This window comes from Labrys sp. (in: a-proteobacteria) (genome assembly GCF_047605565.1).
GTDB classification, from domain to species: Bacteria; Pseudomonadota; Alphaproteobacteria; order Rhizobiales; family Labraceae; genus Labrys; species Labrys neptuniae.
Window position 1 is genome coordinate 15947 of sequence record NZ_JASGFM010000016.1, and the last position, 18833, is coordinate 34779.

The window sequence follows — 18833 nt, forward strand, 5'->3', positions numbered from 1 at the left end:
GGCAGCCCGGACGCCGCTGTCCGAGAAATTCCATGAAAATCGCCGTCCCGACGGTTCTCGCCGTCGTCCTGTCTGCTTGTGCGCCGCCGCCCAGGCTCGCCGTCGGCCCTGATCCCGCCAATCCCGCCTCACCGGTCCCGCGCCTGCGATACACGCCCGTCACCGCGGGGACCGTGGATTTCCGCCCAGTCGATCCCAAACCCTGGGTGGAGCGGAACGACAGCGTCGCTCCCCGACGGAAGGAGCCATGATGTCCCGGTTTCCATCCCACTCCATCGCGCGGCCGAAGAGGCTGGCGATGCTGACTTCTCTCGCCTTCACTCTGGCAGGCTGTGCCAGCTTCACGCCCGACGGCGGCATGGCACCCGTCAAGGGGAGAGTCGCTGCGGAACTCGGCAAGGACACGGTCAAGATCACCTCGCCGGCCGAGGCAGCCCAGGCCAAGGCCCGTGTCGCTGTCCTGCTCGCCAAGCCGCTGACCGCCGACAGCGCAGTGCAGATCGCCCTTCTCAACAATCGTGGTCTGCAGGCCGAGTACAACACGCTCGGAATCTCCGAGGCCGCCTATGTCGCGGCGAGCCTGCCGCCGAGCCCGACCTTCCAGCTCGAACGCGTGGTAGCCGGCGGCGAACTCGACATCGAACGCCGCCTGGTGGCAAACCTTCTGGCCTTGCTCACCCTGCCCGCTCGCCGCGACATCGCCAGGACCCAGTTCGAGGCGGCGCGCTACCGGGCCATCGAGGCGACCTTCCGCCTCGCCGCCGATACGCGGCGGACCTACTATCGCGCGGTCGCGGCCCGACAGACCGTCGGCCTCTTGCAGAAGGCGCGGCTCTCGGCCGAGGCCGCCGGTGATCTCTCGCGCAAGCTCGGCGAGACCGGCGCCGCCACCAAGCTCGACCAGGCGCGCTCGGCCTCCTTCTATGCCGAAGTCGCCAACCGCCTCGCCGAGGCAAGGCTCCAGGCCGGCACCGAGCGCGAAGCCCTGATTCGCCAGCTCGGCCTGTGGGGCAACGAGACCGACACCAAACTGCCCAGCACCCTGCCGAATACACCTGGGAAGCTGCCGCCTTCGACAGAGATCGAGGCGCAGGCCATCCGCAAGCGTGTCGACCTGATCGCCGCCCGGCTCGACCTCGACGCCATGGCCGCCGAGCTCGGCCTGACGCAAGCGAGCCGCTATGTCTCCCTCCTCGACCTCACGGGCCTGGCCAATTACACCCGCGCCAGCGAGGACGGCGTGAAGAAGCGCGACTATCCCCGCGGCTTCGAGCTCGAAGTGCAGATCCCGCTGTTCGATCTCGGCGAGACCGGCGTGCGGCGTGCACGCGAGACCTACATGCAGGCGGTGAACCGCCTGGTGGAAAAGGCCGTCACCGTGCGCTCGGAAACGCGCGCGGCCTATCTCACCTATCGCGGCCGGCACGACATCTGGCGCCAGTACCGCGCCCGCATCCTGCCGCTGCGCAAGACAATCAATGAGCAGGCCGTGCTCGAATATAGCGGCATGCTGATCGACGTCTTCGACCTGCTTACAACCACGCGCGAGAGCCTCGACGTCAGCGTCGCCGCCATCGGCGCACAACGCGACTTCCTCATCGCCGGCGTGGATTTCCAGGCTGCCCTCGTTGGCGGCGGCTCGGCCCCGTCGTCGGGCGGGGAAACCGCCATGGCCGCCGCACCTGCCGCCGGCGCAGCGCATTGATCACGGGAGATGACATCATGACAGTATCCCGCCGTTCCCTCCTCGGCGCCGCAGCCTTGATCAGCGCTGGCGCCATCTCCGGCCGTGCTCAGGCGGCCGCCATCCCCGAAGCGCCCAGCATGAAGGAGGCCGGCATGCAGCCCCCGCTCGTGCCGACCAGCGGTGTCGACTACAACCCGGTCGTCACCCTCAATGGCTGGACGCTGCCCTGGCGCATGAATGGCGACTGGAAGGAATTCCATCTCGTCGCCGAGCCGGTGGTGCGCGAGATCGCCCCCGGCATGGTCGCCCATCTGTGGGGCTATAACGGCCAGTCCCCCGGCCCGACCATCGAGGCGGTCGAGGGCGACAAGGTGCGCATCTTCGTCACCAACAAGCTGCCCGAGCACACCACCATCCATTGGCACGGCCAGTTGCTGCCCAATGGCATGGATGGCGTCGGCGGCCTGACCCAGCCGCACATCAAGCCCGGCAAGACCTTCGTCTACGAGTTCCAGCTGCGCAAGAGCGGCACCTTCATGTACCACCCGCATGCCGACGAGATGGTGCAGATGGCGATGGGCATGATGGGCTTCTTCGTCGTGCACCCGCGCGACCCGGCCTTCCGCCGCGTCGACCGCGACTTCGTCTTCCTCATCAACGCCTACGACATCGAGCCGGGGTCCTATGTGCCCAAGGTGGCGGAGATGACGGACTTCAATCTGTGGACCTGGAACAGCCGGGCCTTTCCGGGCATCGACCCGCTGGTCTGCGGCAAGGGCGACAAGGTCAGGGTGCGCTTCGGCAACCTCACCATGACCAACCACCCCATCCACATGCATGGCTATGACTTCAAGGTCTCCTGCACGGATGGCGGCTGGGTGCCGGAAGCGGCGGCCTGGCCGGAGGTGACCATCGACTGCGCCGTCGGGCAGATGCGCGCCTTCGACTTCACCGCCGATGCCGAGGGCGACTGGGCCATCCATTGCCACAAGTCGCACCACACCATGAATGCCATGGGCCACGACGTCCGCAACTATATCGGCGTCGACAAGAAGGGCGTCGCGGCCAAGATCCGCAAGCTCGTGCCCGACTACATGCCGATGGGATCCGCCGGCATGGCCGACATGGGCGAGATGGAAATGCCGTTGCCCGACAACACCCTGCCGATGATGACGGGCTTCGCCCAGTTCGGCGCGGTGGAGATGGGCGGCATGTTCTCGGTGGTCAAGGTCCGCCAGGGCCTGGCCTCCGGAGACTACAAGGATCCGGGCTGGTTCAAGCACCCGGAGGGCACGGTCTCCTATGAATGGACCGGCGCGTCGAAGAACGCCTTCCACGCCCCCTCCATTCCCGCGAGCCGCAGCAGCACGGCCGACGTCCGGGTGGTCAAGCCCGGCCGGCGTTCGACCCACGATCAGCACTGACCCTCAATGAAAGGAGCATGGATGTTTTCGAAAATCCTGTTTGCGACCGTTGCCCTGGCCCTGGTGTCCGGCCCGGCTTTGGCCGATGCCGGCCATGGCGGCACGCGCGCCTATGGCGAGCCCGGCGATGCCAGGAAGCCGGCCCGCACCATCGCCGTCACCATGCGTGAGAGCGACGGCAAGATGATGTTCATCCCCAGCAAGATCGAAGTGCGCCAGGGCGAGCAGATCAAATTCGTCCTGCGCAACAATGGCGAGATCGACCATGAGATCGTGCTGGCCACCCTGGCCGAAAACCTCAAGCACGGCGCGGAAATGCAGAAAAACCCGGACATGGAGCATGACGATCCCAATGCCCGGCGCCTCAGCCCCAAGAAAACCGGCGAAATGGTCTGGAAGTTCACCAAGGTCGGCGAGTTCGACTTTTCCTGCCTGATCCCAGGCCACCGCGAAGCCGGCATGACCGGCACCATCGTCGTCACCACCAAGACAGGAGCTCTCTAATGCGCAAACTCTTTTTCGCCCTCGCCCTTTCGACCTTTGCCACCACCGCTCTGGCGCAAACCGCCCCGGTCAGCGGCGAAGTCACCAAGATCAACGAGGCCCAGGGCAAGATCACCCTCAAACATGGCCCGATCAAGAATCTCGACATGGACGGCATGACCATGGTCTTCGCCGTGACCGATCCGGCCATGCTCAAGACGGTCAAGGCTGGCGACAAGGTCTCCTTCGAGGCCGACCGCGTCAACGGGCGCCTGACGGTGACCAAGATCGAGAAGGCGAAATAGCGCTGGATACGACCGGCCCCCTTCCCCGGAAGGGGGCCATCGAAACCACGACAGGTTCCCGGAATGCGCAGAGTTCTCTTGATAGCCGGAATTCTGGCTGGCCTCGTTTCGACAGAGGCTGATGCCGGCGATGGCGCGCTGGCAGGCATATTGGCGCGCAATGACTGCCTCGGAGCGAAGATCACTTCGATCTATCGCTCAGACTCCACATCGGTATTCCAGGCCAATTGCGGCGGCACCTCCCACCGCATCCTCGCCGTGGAATGCGGCACCGCGAGGTGCCGCCTTCTGCATCGCAGCGACGAATATGGCGAGGCCGAATAGCCCCGCCCTTCGCCCGTCAACCTTCCATCAGGATCTGAAGCTTGACATCGGTGGGCAGGGCCTTGGCGGCCCGCTCGAAGGCCGCGATGGATTCCTCGAAGGCATAGGTGCCGGTGATCAGCGGCTTGAGATCGACCTTGCCCGAGCCGATCAGCGCCAGAGCGCGGTCATAGATGTTGGCATAGCGGAACACCGTCTCGATGCGCACTTCCTTGGCGATGGCGCCGGGGACGTCGAAAGTAACCGGCTCCACCGGCAGGCCGACAAGCACAAGCGCGCCGCCGGGCCGCACCAGGTCGAAGATGCCATTATAGGCCTTGGCGCTGCCGCTCGCCTCGAACACCACGTCGGCCCCCCATTCGTCGGTCTCCCGCGCGATGGCGGCCGCGAAGGTCTCCTTGGTGAGGTCGACGGGGATGATGCCGTCATAGCGGCCGGCAATCTCGAGCTTTTCCTTGCTGAAATCGGAGATCAGCACCTTGGAGCAGCCGCCGGCCAGGGCGGCCAAGGCAACCATGATGCCGATCGGGCCGGCGCCGATCACCGCCCCGACGTCGCCGGGCGCGATGCGGGCGCGGGCCGCCGCCTGCATGCCGACGGCGAAGGGCTCGACCATCGCACCCTCGGCGAAGGAGACATTGTCGGGCAGCTTGTAGGTGAAGGCGGCCGGATGCACGGTGAAGGGCGTGAGCACGCCATGCACCGGCGGCGTCGCCCAGAACACCACGGACGGATCGACATTGTAGATGCCGAGCTTGGAAGCCCGCGAGCTCAGGTCGGGAATGCCCGGCTCCATGCAGACGCGGTCGCCGGCCTTGAGGGTCGTCACCTTCGCGCCGACCTCCACCACGGTGCCGGCCGCTTCATGGCCCAGCACCATCGGTGCGTTGACGATGAAATTGCCGATACGGCCATGGGTGTAATAGTGCACGTCGCTACCGCAGACGCCGACGGTATGCAGCGCGATCTTCACGTCGGTCGGGCCGACCTCGAGCGGGAGATCGATCTCGCGCAGCGACAATTCGTGCTGGCGTTCGAGGACAAGGGCGCGCATGGGTTTCCTCCGGTTCCTGGCTGACGTCGCCGAAGAGCCGGCGCGTATTCATCCGACATTATCGCCAGTTTGTTGCGGCAATCAACCAAGTCCGACGAGTGGCGACGGCGAGCCGGCGGACATATTACCAGCTATCGGCACCGACGGGTGGCATCGATGGCAAACCAGCCTTCACGCCGCATCGATCTTATGGATCAGGTTCATGATGCCTTCGCTCATGGCGCCGTAGTCGCGGCTGTTGTGCAGGTCTCCCGCCACCCGGTAACCGTTCATCACCACGATCCGATCGGCCAAGGCGATCATCTCCGGCATATCGGAGGTGATCAGCAGGATCGAGGTGCCGGCATCCGACAGTTCGCGAATCAATTCATGCAGATAGGCCTTGGTCTTGATGTCGATTCCAACCGAGGGTTCGTCGATGATCAGGAGCCGCACCCCCGCGGCCAGCCACTTGGCCACGCTGATCTTCTGCTGGTTGCCGCCGGAAAGATTGCCGACGGTCTGCCCCAGCGAAGGCGTGCGCACCTCCAGCTTGCGGATATAGGGCTCGATAGCCTTGCGCACGGTGCGATCGGTGAGCAGGCCGCCGAAACCGGCGAGCTTGCGCCAGATCGCGATGCCGGCATTGTCCAGTACCGAATGCAGCAGGATGAGCCCCTCCTGCTTGCGATCCTCGCTGACATAGCCGAGCCGGTGGGTGTGGATCGCCTCGCCGACACTGGTGATGGTCACCTGCTTGCCGTCGAGCCGGATGGTACCCGCTGTCGCCGGCTGCAGCCCCATGATCGACTTGGCGAGCTCGGTGCGCCCTGCCCCGACCAGGCCATAGAGCCCGACGATCTCGCCGCGACGCACGGTGAGATCGATGTCGCGATGGCCGAAGGGTGTCGCCACCTTGTCGAGCTGCAGCACCGCCGCCGCCCTGGCATGGTCGCGCGGTTTCCAGTCCGGGATCTGCTCGCTGCGCCCGATCATCAGGCGCACCAGGTCCTGGCGGCCGAGCCCTTCCATCGAGCGGCTGTCGCAGGCATTGCGCCCGTCGCGGAGCACGGTGACCTGATCGCAGATCTCCTGCACCTCCTCCAGCTTGTGGCTGACGAAGAGCATGCTGACGCCCTCGTCCCTGAGCTTCTTGAGGAGAGCGAACAGGGCGACGGTCTCGTGCGGCGTCAGGGAGGCGGTCGGCTCGTCGAGCAGCAACACACGCGAACGCAGTGACAGCGCCTTGGCGATCTCGACGAGCTGCATCTTGGCCACGCTGAGCTGCGAGACCGGCGTTGCCGGGTCGAGGTCGAGCCCGAGCACGTCGAGCCAGCGCCGCGCCTCGGCATTCACTGCGGCATAGTCGATCGGCTTGAACAGGCTGGCGCTCAGGCGCTCCAGCATGATGTTCTCGCCCACCGAAAAGCGCGGGATGAGGTTGCGTTCCTGATGCACGACGCCGATGCCCCTGGCGATGGCGTCGCGGGTCGAGGCGAAATGTGCGGGCTCACCATCGACCACCAGTTCGCCCTCGTCGGGCCTGAGCACGCCGGTGATCAGCTTGATCAGCGTGGATTTGCCGGCACCGTTCTCGCCCAGCAAGGCATGGATCGAGCCGGGGCGCAGCGAGATCGAGACGCCTTCCAGCGCCTTGACGCCCGGGAAGAACTTGCTGACGCCGCGCGCCTGGAAAACCGGTGCCGAAGTCTCTGTCGCCATGTTCAGATCCTCTTCAGGCCGCGGCTGACGCGAATCTCGCGCCAGCGGTTCATGCCGACAGCCCACAGGATCAGCGCGCCGAGAACGACCTGCACCAGGAAGGGGTCGATATGGAAGAGCACGAGCGCCTGGGTGATGATGGCAACGATGATCACGCCGAGCAGCGTGGCAAAGCTGGAGACGTGACCGCCCGCGAGCACGGCACCACCGATCACCGGTGCGGCGAAGGAGAGGATCAGCCAGTCGTCACCGATCGTCGGCTGGCCGATCTCCAGCCGCGCCACCAGCGCGATACCGGCCAGGGCTGCCAGCAGGCCCGAAATGGCATGGGCCGATATCACCGTCCGCGACACCGAAATGCCCGACAGTTCGGCCGAATGGGCATTGCCGCCCACGGCCAGGATGAAGCGCCCGAGCGGCAGGCGGTTGAGCAGGTACCACATCGCTGCGAACACGATGGCTGCGGGGATCACCAGCCAGGGCAGAGGTCCCAGGACGGTGGTGTTGCCGAAATCCTTGACGCTCTGCGGCACGCCATAGAAGGGCTGCGCCTTGGTGATGGCGAGGTTGATGCCCTTGAACACCGACAGGGTGGCCAGGGTGATCACGAAGGCCGAGATGCCGGTGCCGGCGATGAAGGCCCCGTTGACGATGCCGGCCAGCAGGCCGATTCCCGCCGCCAGCAGGGCGGCCAGCGGCGCAGGCAAACCCCAGACCTGCATCATGCCGGCAAAGGAGATCGCGGCGAGTCCCCCGATAGCCCCGACCGCCAGGTTCATCTGCCCGATAGCGATGATGATCATCTGCGAAAAGGCGATCAGCATGTTCACGGTGATGGCGAGCAGCAGCACCTGGATGTTGAGTGGCGACAGGAAGGACGGATTGAAGCTGCCAATGAGGGCGATGGCCACCACTGCGATGGCCAGGGGGCCGAACCAGTCTGTCTGCATGAAACGGGGCATCACACCATCCTCCGATGGGCGAGATAGGAACGGCGCGCTTTGTCGATCAGCACGGCGGTGAGCAACAGGCAGCCGAGGCACGCCTGCACCCAGAACTCACCGATCTGTAAGAGCAGCAGGCCGTTGGTGAGCATCGTCACCAGGATGGCACCGAGCACCGTGCCGCTGACCGAGACCCGCCCGCCGCTGAGCAGCGTGCCGCCGAGCACCGGGCCGAGAAAGGCGGGCAGCAGCCAGTCCTGCCCCAACTGTCCAGCCATCGAGGGAATGGCGGCCCCGGTACGCGCCACAACGAGCATGGCCGTGATGGCGGCGAGCGCGCCCGACAGCATGTGGCAGAGGATGAAGATGCGTCCGACTCGCACGCCTGAAAGTTCGGCAGCCTCGGGCCGGGCGCCGGCCGCCAGCATCTCGCGGCCGAGAACGGTGAAGCGGTAGAGCACGCCGAGCGCCACGGCCACGACAAGGGCGACGACGAGAAGCGGCGAGACCAGGCCGAACAAACGCAGCCGCCCGAAATTGGAGAAGTCCGCCGGTATGCCGCGGAAGGATTGCGCCTTGGTCAGATAGATCATCATTCCGAAGAAGATGCTCATGCTGGCCAGGGTGATGATGAAGCTGTGTAGGCCGGAACGCACCACCACGAAACCGTTGATCCAGCCGAGCGCCGCCGCCAGGGCGATGGCGCCGAGGGCGGCAACCGGCCAGGGCAGGCCCACCAATTCCACCAGGGCCCCGAAGGCCATGGCCGCGCAGACGCCGATGGCACCGACAGCCAGGTTCAGGCCGCCGGTGACGATCACCACCATCATGGACAGGCCGACCATGATGTTGACGGCGGCGACGCGCCCCAGCGTGAACTGGTTGAAGGGGGAGAAGAAGCCCTTGGTGGCGAGGCCGAACAGGCAGGCGAAGACCACGATCAGGACCAGCAGGCCGAACTCGTTGGTCAGGTAGAAGCGCACCGTGCCGCTTTGCATCGGCTTGCCGGTCGCCGGGGCGAGCGTTGCGGTTGGGGATTCGTCACCGGCCATCGGCGGTCTCGAGCTCCATCGGAAGAGAGTTGCAGTCGGGCGCCCGATCTCGTTGCGATCGAGATCGGCACGGCTCGCGGGATCGATCGCGAATAGAAGCTTCTTTTGTCTCGTCGCGCTGCCCCTCACCCTTCCCCTCTCCCGCAAGAGCGGGGCGAGGGAGGCGCAAGCGTCGCGATTTATCCTCAAAGCTCTCATCTGGCTTGGCGGTTGGGCCAGGTGATTGCGTTTCGGCACAAACAGGCCGTCGAAGTCCCCCTCGCCCCGCTTTTGCGGGGAGAGGGTAAGGGTGAGGGGCTGCACACCCGTCAAACAATGCGGCAGTCCTCCGCCCGCTTACTTGCAGGTCAGATAGGTCTTCTCGAAGCTCGCCAGCAGCGTCTTGGTGATGCCCTGCATGGCCGAGATGTAATTGTCGACGCCTGAGGCATCGACGAAGACCGTGCCCGAATCGATGAAGTGGCTGGTCAGCGCATTGGACTTCCAGGGCGCATCGGCCTTCACGGTGCAGCCATTGCGCAGCTTGTCGGCGGCGAAGGAACCGATATAGCCCTGGCCATAGGGGTTCTGCAGCATGGTGCCGCTGACGAAACCGTCCTTGATCGCCTTGAGCACCACCTCGTCATGGTCGATGCCGACCATCTTGATGCGCTTGTCACCGATCTTGCGCAAGGCGTTGGAGGCGACCACCGCCGGCACCCAGGCCGTGGTGACGATACCGTCGATCTCGCCGGCATGGGCGGCGAGATAGGCATTGATCTTCTCTTCCGCCGGCTCGGGCGCGTCGATGTCGGCGATGACCTGCACCACCTGCCCGCCTTCTTCCTCGGCGGCCTTCTTCACCGCATCGATGCGGAGCTGGGTGTTCGGGTCGACCAGGAAGCCGGTGAAATGAGCGATACGCTTCTTGCCGCCCATCGCCTTGAACAATTCCTTGGTGCCGAGATAGGCCGAATTGCCGGTATCGGTGCCGAGGCAGAAGGCCGCCTTGGAGGGATCCTTCAGACAGCCGGCCAGCGCCATCACCGGCGCGCCGGTATCGGCCAGTTCATTGGCGGTGGCCACCGAGCCGACCGGATCGCCCGGGAAGATCAGGAAGGCATTGTAGCCCTGCGTGACCAGGCTCTCGAGCAGTTCGTTCTGCTGGCTGAGCTCCCATTTCTGCGGAACCTTGTAGTCGGCTGCGCCAAGGCCGAAATCCTTGGCCGCATCCTTGCCAGCCTGGTCCCAGGCGGCGAAATAGGGATGCGGGCCGCCGGGCACCAGCGCCACCTTGGTATCGTCGGCGGCCAAGGCCGGCAGGGTACTGGCAAACAGGGCAGCCACAGCCGCGCAAGCAAAGAGCTGACGTCGAACGAACATGAAATTCCCTCCCTCTGGGCATGACGTGCCGCGGGCGCTCCTCACATCGTTCGGCCCCGCTTGACAGAGATGGATACTAGGATCCAAGCTCGACATATGCAACAGTGTTTGCGAGATGATGGTCGCAAACGTCACCTTTCCTGCATGCCATTCCGATTCAGGATGGAGCGCCATATCATTGCGATCATTACGGTTTTAAAGGAGCCGGCCGATGTCTGCCTTGCCCAACAAACAGCCCGGGCCGGATGATGACGGGCTGGGCTTTGCCGTCGACATCAATCGCAAGCACCCGGTGGGCGATCAGATCTACGAGGCCCTGAAGCAGGCCATCATCACGGTGAGGCTGATGCCCGGCACCTCGATCAGTGAGAATCGCATCTGCCGCCATTTCGGCGTCTCGCGCACGCCAGTGCGTTCGGCGGTGGTACGGTTGAGCGAGGACGGCCTGATCGACGTCTATCCCCAGCAGGGCAGCTTCGTCTCTCCCATTCGCCTGGCCGAAGTGCGCGACAGCCATTTCATCCGCAAGCATCTGGAGCTGGCCCTGCTGCGCGAGGCGGCGGCCCGCTGGACATCGGCCAAGAGCGCCGAGGCCCGCGCCATCGTGGAAACGCAGCGCCAGGCCATGCTCGCCGATGACAAGGATCGCTTCTTCGAGCAGGACGAGCGCTTCCACTATGCCTTTGCCGGTTTTGCCGAGCGCGAAGGCGTCTGGCCGACCATCCTGCAGGTCCGTGCCCGCCTCGCCCGCTTCGTGCGGCTGTTCGGCACGCCATCCCGTCTGCCCCTGGTGCTGGAGGAGCACCTGGCCGTCCTCGATGCCCTCGACGATGGCAGGACGAACGAGGCCGCCGATCGGCTGGAACGACATCTCGACATGATCTTCACCATGCTTGCCCAGTTGCCGGACGAGTACGGACCCTATGTTACGGAGTAGCCCGATGCGTCTCAACGCCACGACCCTCGCCCGCCTCAAACCCGGCATCGCCACGCCGCGCTACGATCGGGCCGCCATCCGGCCCGGCATCGTGCATCTGGGCACCGGCGCCTTCCATCGGGCGCATCAGGCCGTCGCCATCGATGATTGCCTGGCACGCGGCGAGACGGATTGGGCCATTCTCGGGAGTTCGCTGCGCGGCACGCAAACGCGGGACGCCCTTGCTCCCCAGGACGGGTTGTACACTCTCGCCATACGCGACAGCGGCCGCGAAGAGTTGCGTGTGATCGGTTCGGTGCTCGGTGTCACCGTCGCACCCGAAAATCCCGCCCTGCTTCTGGACCAGCTCGCCGATCCAGCCATCCGGATCGTCACGCTGACCATCACCGAAAAAGGCTATGCCGTCGATCTCGGCAGCGGCGGCCTGAGGCAGGACCATCCCGACATCGTGCATGATCTTGCCAATCCGCAGGCGCCCCGCTCGGCCCTCGGCTTCCTGGTGGAAGCGATCGCACGCCGCCGCCGCGACGGCAGCCGCCCCTTCACCGTCCTGTCCTGCGACAATCTTCCGCAAAACGGACGGACGCTGAAACGCGTGCTCGGCGAGTTCGCAACGTTGCGGGACAAGGATCTGGCGGCCTATATCGCCGACGAGATCCCCTGCCCCTCCTCCATGGTCGACCGCATCGTGCCGGCGACGACAGATGCCGATCGCGCGGCCATTTCCGCTTCGCTCGGTCTCGAGGACGCTTGGCCGGTGCTGGGCGAGCCGTTCAGCCAATGGGTGATCGAGGATCGCTTTGCCGCCGGACGGCCGCGGCTGGAGGAAAGCGGCGTCGAGTTCACCGACGATGTCGAGCCCTTCGAGCATATGAAGCTGCGCCTGCTCAACGGCACCCATTCCACTATCGCCGCAGTAGGGCGGCTGGCCGGCCACGACTTCGTGGCGCAGGCGATCGCCGATCCGACCATCCGCGACCTGATCGAACGCTATTGGCAATGTGCGATCCCGACGCTCGCCATCCCGGCTGATCGGGCCTTCGCCTATACGAGGCAGCTTCTCGCCCGCTACGAGAACACCTCGCTGCATCACCGCACCGCGCAGATCGCCTCCGACGCGTCGCAGAAATTGCCGCAGCGTATTCTGTCGCCCTTACGCGATTGCCTCGCCAAGCGCCTGCCCTGCGGTCCGCTCGTCTTCGCCGTCGCCGCCTGGATCCGTTCCTGCGGCGGCAGCGACGACCAGGGCCGTCCTCTCCCCCTCAACGATCCGACCTTCGAAGCCTGGACCGGCCGACCCGACCAGCGCAGCACCGCGCCGCAGGCCGTAGTCGAGGCTTTTCTCGGCCTTTCCGCCATTTTCGGCGAAGACCTGCCGCGCAATGCGGCCTTTGTCGACGATCTGCAGGCGGCCTATCGGGCGATCGCCGCCCAGGGCGTCCTTGGCGCCGCCCAATCCTGGAGGCAGAAATGAGAGCCCTGAGCTGCGACGAACCCGGCAAGCTGAGCATCATCCGGCGCGACGAGCCGCACCCTGCCGGGAACGAGGTGCTGGTGCGCATTCGCCATGTCGGCGTCTGCGGCACCGACTATCACATCTTCCACGGCAACCAGCCCTATCTGAGCTATCCACGTGTCATCGGACATGAGCTCGGAGCCGAGGTCGTCAGCGCGCCGCCGGGATCGGCCCTGCGCACCGGCCAGATCGTCTCGATCATGCCGACGATCTATTGCGGCCACTGCCGCGCCTGCCGGATGGGCAAGACCAATTGCTGCCAGCACCTGGAAGTCCTCGGCGTGCATCGTGACGGCGGGGCCTGCGACTTCATCGCCGTGCCGGAAGCCAACGTCATTCCAGCCGATGGCCTTACGGCGAGGCAGGCGGCCATGGTGGAATTCCTGGCCATCGGTGCCCACGGCGTGGCACGCGGCGGCATCGGGCCGGGGCAGCGCGTGGCCATCGTCGGCGCAGGCCCCATCGGCATCGCCGCCGCCGTCTTCTCCAAGGTGGCCGGCGCTCATGTCAGCGTGGTCGACATGAATCCGCGCCGCCTCGCCTTCTGCGCGGACGAATTGGGGGCGGATGCCGTCTTCGAAGCTTCGGCCGATATCCGCGACCGCCTCGGCCAGGCGACGGGCGGCGATTTCTTCGATTGCGTCATCGACGCCACCGGCAGCCCCGGCGCCATGCAGAAAGGGTTCGATCTCGTCGGCCATGGCGGCGCCTATGTGCTGCTGTCGCTGGTGCGCGCGGACATCGCCTTCAGCGATCCCGAATTCCACAAGCGCGAAACCACACTCTATGCCAGCCGCAATGCGGTCCGGCAGGATTTCGAAACCGTGCTGCAGGCCATGCGGAACGGCAAGGTGCCCCTGCAGGCGCTTGCCAGCCACGAGGGCAGCCTGGACGACGCGCCGGGCCTGATACCGGAATGGTCCAGGCCGGAGACCGGCGTGATCAAGGCGATTCTGAGCGTTTAGGACTTGAGAAAATCGTGTATCGACTGGTTGTCATCCCCGGCGAGGCCGAAGGCCGAGGGAAGGGGATCCAGGGCTCATTAGGCGCAGTTCCTGGTCCCTGGATCCCCTTCCCTTCGCCCTCTACTCGCTTTGCTCGCGAGCGGCTCAGCCGGGGATGACGGAGCACTTGTTTCTGGACGCCTCCTCAGGGCGTATGGGCGAGCGACAGCCTTTCAGGGTGCCACCGTCAGCAGATTGCCCGCCAGCTTGGCGACCTGCTGGCGGATATCCGGCACGGCGACGATCTCCCAGAACGTGCCTGAGGTGATCGGCCCCACGGCGAAGAGCCGATTCGAGGGCACGCCATCGGCCCCCAGCACACCGCAGTCGAGACCGACATCCAGCCCGAGGCCGAGCCTGTCGGGCCATACCAAGCCCTCGGCGAGCAACTGGCGCAGAATCGGATTCTCGGTGGCGGTGACGTCGGCCGCACGCCCGCGGCATTCGAAGACGGCATCGGCATCGATCCGCCTTTCGGACGCGCCGGTACGGGCAGTATAGCGCACCACGACGCGACCGCCTTGTGGATCGAAGCCGGTAACACGCCCCGCCACGATGGCGAGTTGTCCGGTCTGGCGCGCGGCCTCGATCCGCGCCGCGGCGTCCGGCGCCATGCGATGGCGATGGATGTCCCACCAGGCCCGGGCATGGCGCAGAAAACGCCGGCGGGCCTCCTGCGACAGGCTGCGCCACAGAGGTTGGGTATAGGGACGCAGCCCATCGACGATGGCGCGCCAGTCGCCCCCCGCCTTCTGGTGTTCGGCTACGAGCCGGCGCAGCCAGCGCGTCAGGTAGACGATGCCCGTGCCATAGGGGATGTCGGCGGCGTCGAGGCGCAGCGGCTGCACCGGCCTGTGTGCATGCGGGCTGAGGCCGCGCCTGGAAATCGCGGTGATCCGGCCGCGATGCCCAGCATGCAGCAATGACAGGACCCGGTCGGCCATGGTGAGGCCGGTCCCGACGATGACGACATCGGCATCGGGGGAAAAGGCCGCCGGACCTGCGTCGAACCAGCCGTCGAAACGCCACGGAGCCGGCAGCAGCTTGGGGCCCTCATTGCCGGTGGCGAGAATGGCGATGTCGGCGTGTAGCCGCTCGCCTCCGCCCAGTTGCACAACGACGCCCTGCCCCGTGTCGGCAAAACCCACCGCCTCGTCCTGCACGATGGCGAGGCGTCGGCTGCCGGGCCGCTGCACGAGATGCGGCGAGAGCAGATCGGCGAGATAGTCGCGATAGAGACGCCGCGGCGCGAAGGACTGCGCGTCCGGACAATGGCTGCTGCTGTGCTCGCCGACCCAGCGCCAGAAATGGTCGGGATCGTCAGGATAGGCGCCCATATTGGCAGCGCGCACATTCAGGAGATGATCGGGATGGCTGGTGCCGTAGGCGATACCGGCGCCAAGCTCCCGGCTCTTCTCCACCAGCGTCACACGCAGTTCGGGATGGTGATGACGCAGGAGATGGGCCGTCATCAGCACCCCGCTCGCTCCGCCTCCGATGACCACGATATGCCTGGAGGAGACGGAAGGGCTGGTCGACATGCTGCACGCTTCAATTAATCTACCATTTTGATAGATCAAACACGTGCGTCCGACAAGCTGTCCCGGTCAGCGAATTGCAGGCAAACGCCCCTGTTGCCGGCCAATCGATCAGATGTGGTACATCAGGGTCAGGTCGTCGAGATCCGCCAGCGCCCGCATTTCGGCAAGGGTGCGGTTGTCGAGCACGGTGGAAATGGCCTGGCGCACTTCCAGCATCATCAGGCGCACGGCGCACTGGCTCTCGTCGGAACAGTCGTCACAACGCTGATAGGCCGTTCGGCTGGCGCAGGGAATGGGTGCGAGCGGGCCGTCCAACACACGCACGATATGGCCGACGCGGATCTCGCTTGCCGGCCGGCCCAGGACATAGCCACCACCCTTGCCCTTCTTCGAATGCAGGAAGCCCGCATTCTTCAATTCACCCAGAATCGTATCGAGGAACTTCTTGGGAATGCCGTTCTGTTCGGCGATATCGGAGACAAGACAAGGCTTGCCCGGCTCAGCGCCGGCCAGATGCACCATTGCCTTGAGGCCATATTTGCCCTTTTTCGTCAGCATGCGGCCCCCGGACTGCGATTCGGAATTCCCCTTCCGCCCTCTGGTAATCGTAAAAGGGCTGATTTGCTACTCATGCCGTCTCTAAAGCCTGCCAAAGCTGGCGATAATCTGCTGCCGTATGACTTTCTGACAGGCGCGCAGAGCCGCCGAAGAGCTTCTGGCGTAGGGCGCCTTCGGCATAGGCCGTCTTGTAACGTCCCCGCCGCTGCAGTTCCGGCACCAGCAGATCGGCGACATCGCGGAATGTCTCCGGGCGCACCGCAAAGGCGAGGTTGAAGCCGTCGATCCCCGTTTCATCGACCCAGGCTTCCAGTTCGTCGGCAACTCTGGCGGGCGAGCCGACAACGAGCGGGCCGATGCCGCCGATCGCCACATGCTCGGCGACTTCGCGTACCGTCCAGCGGCGATCGGGATCGGCGCGGGTGATATTCTCGAGCGCCGAACGGCCGGCCTCGTTCTCGACATGCTCGACGATCGCATCGGGATCAAGCTGCGAGAAATCGACACCGGTCCAGCCCGACATCAGGGTCAGAGCCCCCTCGTGATCGGCATAACGGCGATAATCGGCGAGCTTCGCCCTCGCCTCTTCATCCGAGGGCGCCACGATCACGGTCAGCAGCGTAAAGATCAGAATGCTGGCGGGATCGCGGCCAATCCGCGCGGCCGCCTGCCGGATGGCAGCCACCCGGCTGGCGATCACCTTGCGGCTCGGCCCGGAAATGAAGACGCATTCGGCATGCCTCGCCGCAAAGCCCAGCCCCGCCGGCGAGGTCCCGGCCTGGTAGAGCACGGGCGTGCGTTGCGGCGAAGGTTCGCTCAGATGCAGGGCGTCGATGCGGAAATGCGGTCCGTCATGCTGCACCTTGCGTACCCGCTCGGGTACGGTGAAGACGCCGGCTTCAGCGTCCGCGACCACGGCGTCGTCGGCCCAGCTTCCCTCCCAGAGCTTGTAGACCGCGGCCATATAGTCCTCGGCGATGGCGTAGCGATCGTCATGCGCCGTCTGCCTGTCCTTGCCGGCACCACGAGCCGCGCTGTCGAGATAGCCGGTGACGATGTTCCAGCCGATACGCCCTTCCGTCAGATGGTCGAGCGTCGACATGCGGCGCGCGAAACCATAGGGCGGCTCATAGCTCAGATTGACGGTGACGCCGAAACCCAGATGCCGCGTCACTGCCGCCATGGCCGGCACGAGCAGCAGGGGGTCGTTCACCGGGATCTGCGTGGCATGCTGCAGGGCCGCCGCGCCATTGCCGCCATAGACATCGTAGACCCCCAGCACGTCAGCCAGGAACAGCCCGTCGAACAGGCCCCGCTCCAGAATGCGGGCGAGGTCGAGCCAATAATCGAGCCGGTTATAGGAGCGCGAACGATCCCTTGGATGGCGCCACAGCCCGGGGGACTGGTGCGCCACGCAATTCATCTCGAAGGCATTGAAACGGATGGGTTTGGACATCACTTGGCTTCTTTACCCTCCCCTGGAGGGGGAGGGTCGGCCTGAAAGGCCGGGGTGGGGTGAAGAGGCACTGGTCGCGATGATGATGGAAACAGCTCTATCCTGCAAAGAAATCACCCCACCCCGGACTTCGTCCGACCTTCCTCCTCCAGGGGAGGGTAAGAACCTATCCCGCTGCTGTCTTGCGATGAGAAGGCGCCACGACATTGGCGATGACCTCGCCGAAGGGGCCGGCATTGCGCGCGGGCCCGAGATCATTGCCGGTGGTCTTCTTCAAGGGAAGCTTGGGGAAGACCAGCTCGGCGAAGCGATAGCACTCCTCCAGATGCGGATAACCGGAGAGGATGAAGCGGTCGATGCCGAGCGCCATATATTCCTTCATGCGCTCGGCGACCTCGTCGGGATTGCCGACCAGAGCCGTGCCCGCCCCGCCGCGCACCAGGCCGACGCCGGCCCATAGATTGGGGCTGATCTCCAGCTTGTCGCGCGAACCGCCATGCAAAGCCCGCATGCGGCTCTGCCCCACCGAATCCATGCGCGAGAACACCTTCTGGGCCGTGGCGATGGTCTCGTCGTCGAGCTTGGAGATCAACGCGTCCGCAGCACGCCAGGCTTCCGCCGAGGTCTCGCGCACGATCACATGCAGGCGGATGCCGAAAGAGAGCGTGCGGCCGTATTTGGCGGCAACCGCCTTGGCATTGGCGATCTTCTCGGCCACCTGCTGGGGCGGCTCGCCCCAAGTCAGGTAGACGTCGACATGCTTGCCGGCGACCTCGTTGCCGGCCTCCGACGAGCCACCGAAATAAAGCGGCGGATAGGGCTGATTCACGGGAGGATAGAGCAGCACGCCATCCTCGATGCGCAGGTGCTTGCCCTCGCGGGTGACCTTGCCGCCCTGCAGCAGCTCGCGCCAGATGTCGAGGAATTCGTCGGTAACCTCGTAGCGTTCCTTGTGGTCGAGGAAGACGCCGTCCCCCTTCAATTCCACGGGATCGCCGCCGGTGACGACATTGATGAGCAGGCGACCATCCGAGAGCCGGTCGAGCGTCGCCGCCGAGCGGGCTGCGAAGGCCGGCGTGGTCAGGCCGGGACGGATCGCCACCAGGAAACGCAGGCGCTTGGTCAGCGGCACCATGGCCGAGGCGATGACCCAGCTGTCTTCGCAGGATCGCCCGGTGGGCAGCAGCACCCCGAAATAGCCGAGGTCGTCGGCGGCCTTGGCAATCTGCGAGAGGTAGCCGAGCGAGACATGCCGGGCCCCCTGCTCGCTGCCGAGATAGCGCCCGTCGCCATGGGTCGGCAGGAACCAGAGCACGTCGGTTTCCTGGGCAGGCGGGGGCAGGTCGAGATCATAGGGCATGGTAAAGTCTCTGGTCGTATACTTGGACATTGCCGGGAAGCGACGAAAGCGCCGACTTTGTCAGGAAAGGAGCTGGATTGCCGGGTCAAGCCCGGCAATGACAAAGGTCGAGCGGGTTGGATTTC

Annotated in this window: 18 protein-coding genes; 9 read left to right on the forward strand and 9 right to left on the reverse strand. The window is 65.3% G+C overall.

Features of this window, described 5'->3' with window-relative positions:
* Positions 1-32 precede the first annotated feature (32 nt).
* The 6 genes from QM672_RS15730 (at position 33) to QM672_RS15755 (ending at position 4223) form a co-directional block, all read left to right on the forward strand.
* Positions 33-251 (forward strand): hypothetical protein, encoded by a 219-nt coding sequence (locus tag QM672_RS15730; RefSeq protein WP_367625683.1) that lies wholly within the window; start codon positions 33-35, stop codon positions 249-251.
* 47 nt (positions 252-298) lie between these two features.
* On the forward strand, positions 299-1705 hold the full coding sequence (locus QM672_RS15735; RefSeq protein WP_415083668.1) for a TolC family protein: 1407 nt from the start codon (positions 299-301) through the stop codon (positions 1703-1705).
* Positions 1706-1722: 17 nt separating this feature from the next.
* On the forward strand, positions 1723-3111 hold the full coding sequence (locus QM672_RS15740; RefSeq protein WP_367625681.1) for a multicopper oxidase family protein: 1389 nt from the start codon (positions 1723-1725) through the stop codon (positions 3109-3111).
* Between the two features lie 21 nt (positions 3112-3132).
* Positions 3133-3615, forward strand: coding sequence for a plastocyanin/azurin family copper-binding protein (locus tag QM672_RS15745; RefSeq protein ID WP_367625680.1), 483 nt, complete (start codon positions 3133-3135; stop codon positions 3613-3615).
* The gene (locus QM672_RS15750) at positions 3615-3899 is read left to right on the forward strand and encodes a copper-binding protein (RefSeq protein ID WP_415083671.1); all 285 of its coding nucleotides are present in this window, start codon (positions 3615-3617) and stop codon (positions 3897-3899) included. The genes QM672_RS15745 and QM672_RS15750 overlap by 1 nt, the downstream gene beginning before the upstream one ends.
* 63 nt (positions 3900-3962) lie before the next feature.
* Entirely contained in the window at positions 3963-4223 is a 261-nt protein-coding gene (locus QM672_RS15755; RefSeq protein ID WP_415083673.1) for a hypothetical protein, read from the forward strand.
* A gap of 16 nt (positions 4224-4239) precedes the next feature.
* Here QM672_RS15755 and QM672_RS15760 read toward each other — a convergent pair whose 3' ends face one another.
* The 5 genes from QM672_RS15760 to QM672_RS15780 all read right to left on the reverse strand — a co-directional run bounded on the left by QM672_RS15760 (position 4240) and on the right by QM672_RS15780 (position 10336).
* On the reverse strand, positions 4240-5277 hold the full coding sequence (locus QM672_RS15760) for an NAD(P)-dependent alcohol dehydrogenase (RefSeq protein WP_415083675.1): 1038 nt from the start codon (positions 5275-5277) through the stop codon (positions 4240-4242).
* A 171-nt stretch (positions 5278-5448) separates the two neighbouring features.
* Positions 5449-6978: a sugar ABC transporter ATP-binding protein gene (locus QM672_RS15765; protein ID WP_311933087.1), complete on the reverse strand. Its 1530-nt coding sequence runs from the start codon at positions 6976-6978 to the stop codon at positions 5449-5451.
* A gap of 2 nt (positions 6979-6980) precedes the next feature.
* Positions 6981-7940, reverse strand: a complete 960-nt coding sequence (locus QM672_RS15770) for an ABC transporter permease (RefSeq protein ID WP_311933089.1) — start codon at positions 7938-7940, stop codon at positions 6981-6983.
* Complete coding sequence (locus tag QM672_RS15775; RefSeq protein ID WP_367625674.1) at positions 7940-8974, reverse strand: ABC transporter permease; 1035 nt, start codon at positions 8972-8974, stop codon at positions 7940-7942. The genes QM672_RS15770 and QM672_RS15775 overlap by 1 nt, the downstream gene beginning before the upstream one ends.
* A gap of 336 nt (positions 8975-9310) precedes the next feature.
* Entirely contained in the window at positions 9311-10336 is a 1026-nt protein-coding gene (locus QM672_RS15780; RefSeq protein WP_311933092.1) for a sugar ABC transporter substrate-binding protein, read from the reverse strand.
* A gap of 211 nt (positions 10337-10547) precedes the next feature.
* Here QM672_RS15780 and QM672_RS15785 point away from each other — a divergent pair, with 211 nt between their 5' ends.
* From QM672_RS15785 to QM672_RS15795, 3 genes are read left to right on the forward strand one after another with little or no spacing between them, the layout of a single operon-like run.
* Positions 10548-11273 (forward strand): GntR family transcriptional regulator, encoded by a 726-nt coding sequence (locus QM672_RS15785; RefSeq protein ID WP_311933093.1) that lies wholly within the window; start codon positions 10548-10550, stop codon positions 11271-11273.
* A gap of 4 nt (positions 11274-11277) precedes the next feature.
* Positions 11278-12747 (forward strand): mannitol dehydrogenase family protein, encoded by a 1470-nt coding sequence (locus QM672_RS15790; RefSeq protein WP_415083678.1) that lies wholly within the window; start codon positions 11278-11280, stop codon positions 12745-12747.
* Positions 12744-13754 (forward strand): zinc-binding alcohol dehydrogenase family protein, encoded by a 1011-nt coding sequence (locus tag QM672_RS15795; RefSeq protein ID WP_415083680.1) that lies wholly within the window; start codon positions 12744-12746, stop codon positions 13752-13754. The genes QM672_RS15790 and QM672_RS15795 overlap by 4 nt, the downstream gene beginning before the upstream one ends.
* A gap of 212 nt (positions 13755-13966) precedes the next feature.
* Here QM672_RS15795 and QM672_RS15800 read toward each other — a convergent pair whose 3' ends face one another.
* The 4 genes from QM672_RS15800 to ssuD all read right to left on the reverse strand — a co-directional run bounded on the left by QM672_RS15800 (position 13967) and on the right by ssuD (position 18708).
* Complete coding sequence (locus tag QM672_RS15800) at positions 13967-15334, reverse strand: FAD/NAD(P)-binding protein (protein ID WP_415083682.1); 1368 nt, start codon at positions 15332-15334, stop codon at positions 13967-13969.
* Positions 15335-15442: 108 nt separating this feature from the next.
* Positions 15443-15892: an RrF2 family transcriptional regulator gene (locus QM672_RS15805; protein ID WP_105865248.1), complete on the reverse strand. Its 450-nt coding sequence runs from the start codon at positions 15890-15892 to the stop codon at positions 15443-15445.
* Between the two features lie 70 nt (positions 15893-15962).
* The gene (locus tag QM672_RS15810; RefSeq protein ID WP_415083685.1) at positions 15963-17348 is read right to left on the reverse strand and encodes an LLM class flavin-dependent oxidoreductase; all 1386 of its coding nucleotides are present in this window, start codon (positions 17346-17348) and stop codon (positions 15963-15965) included.
* 166 nt (positions 17349-17514) lie between these two features.
* Entirely contained in the window at positions 17515-18708 is a 1194-nt protein-coding gene (gene ssuD, locus QM672_RS15815; protein ID WP_367625669.1) for an FMNH2-dependent alkanesulfonate monooxygenase, read from the reverse strand.
* Between the last annotated feature and the right edge of the window lie 125 nt (positions 18709-18833).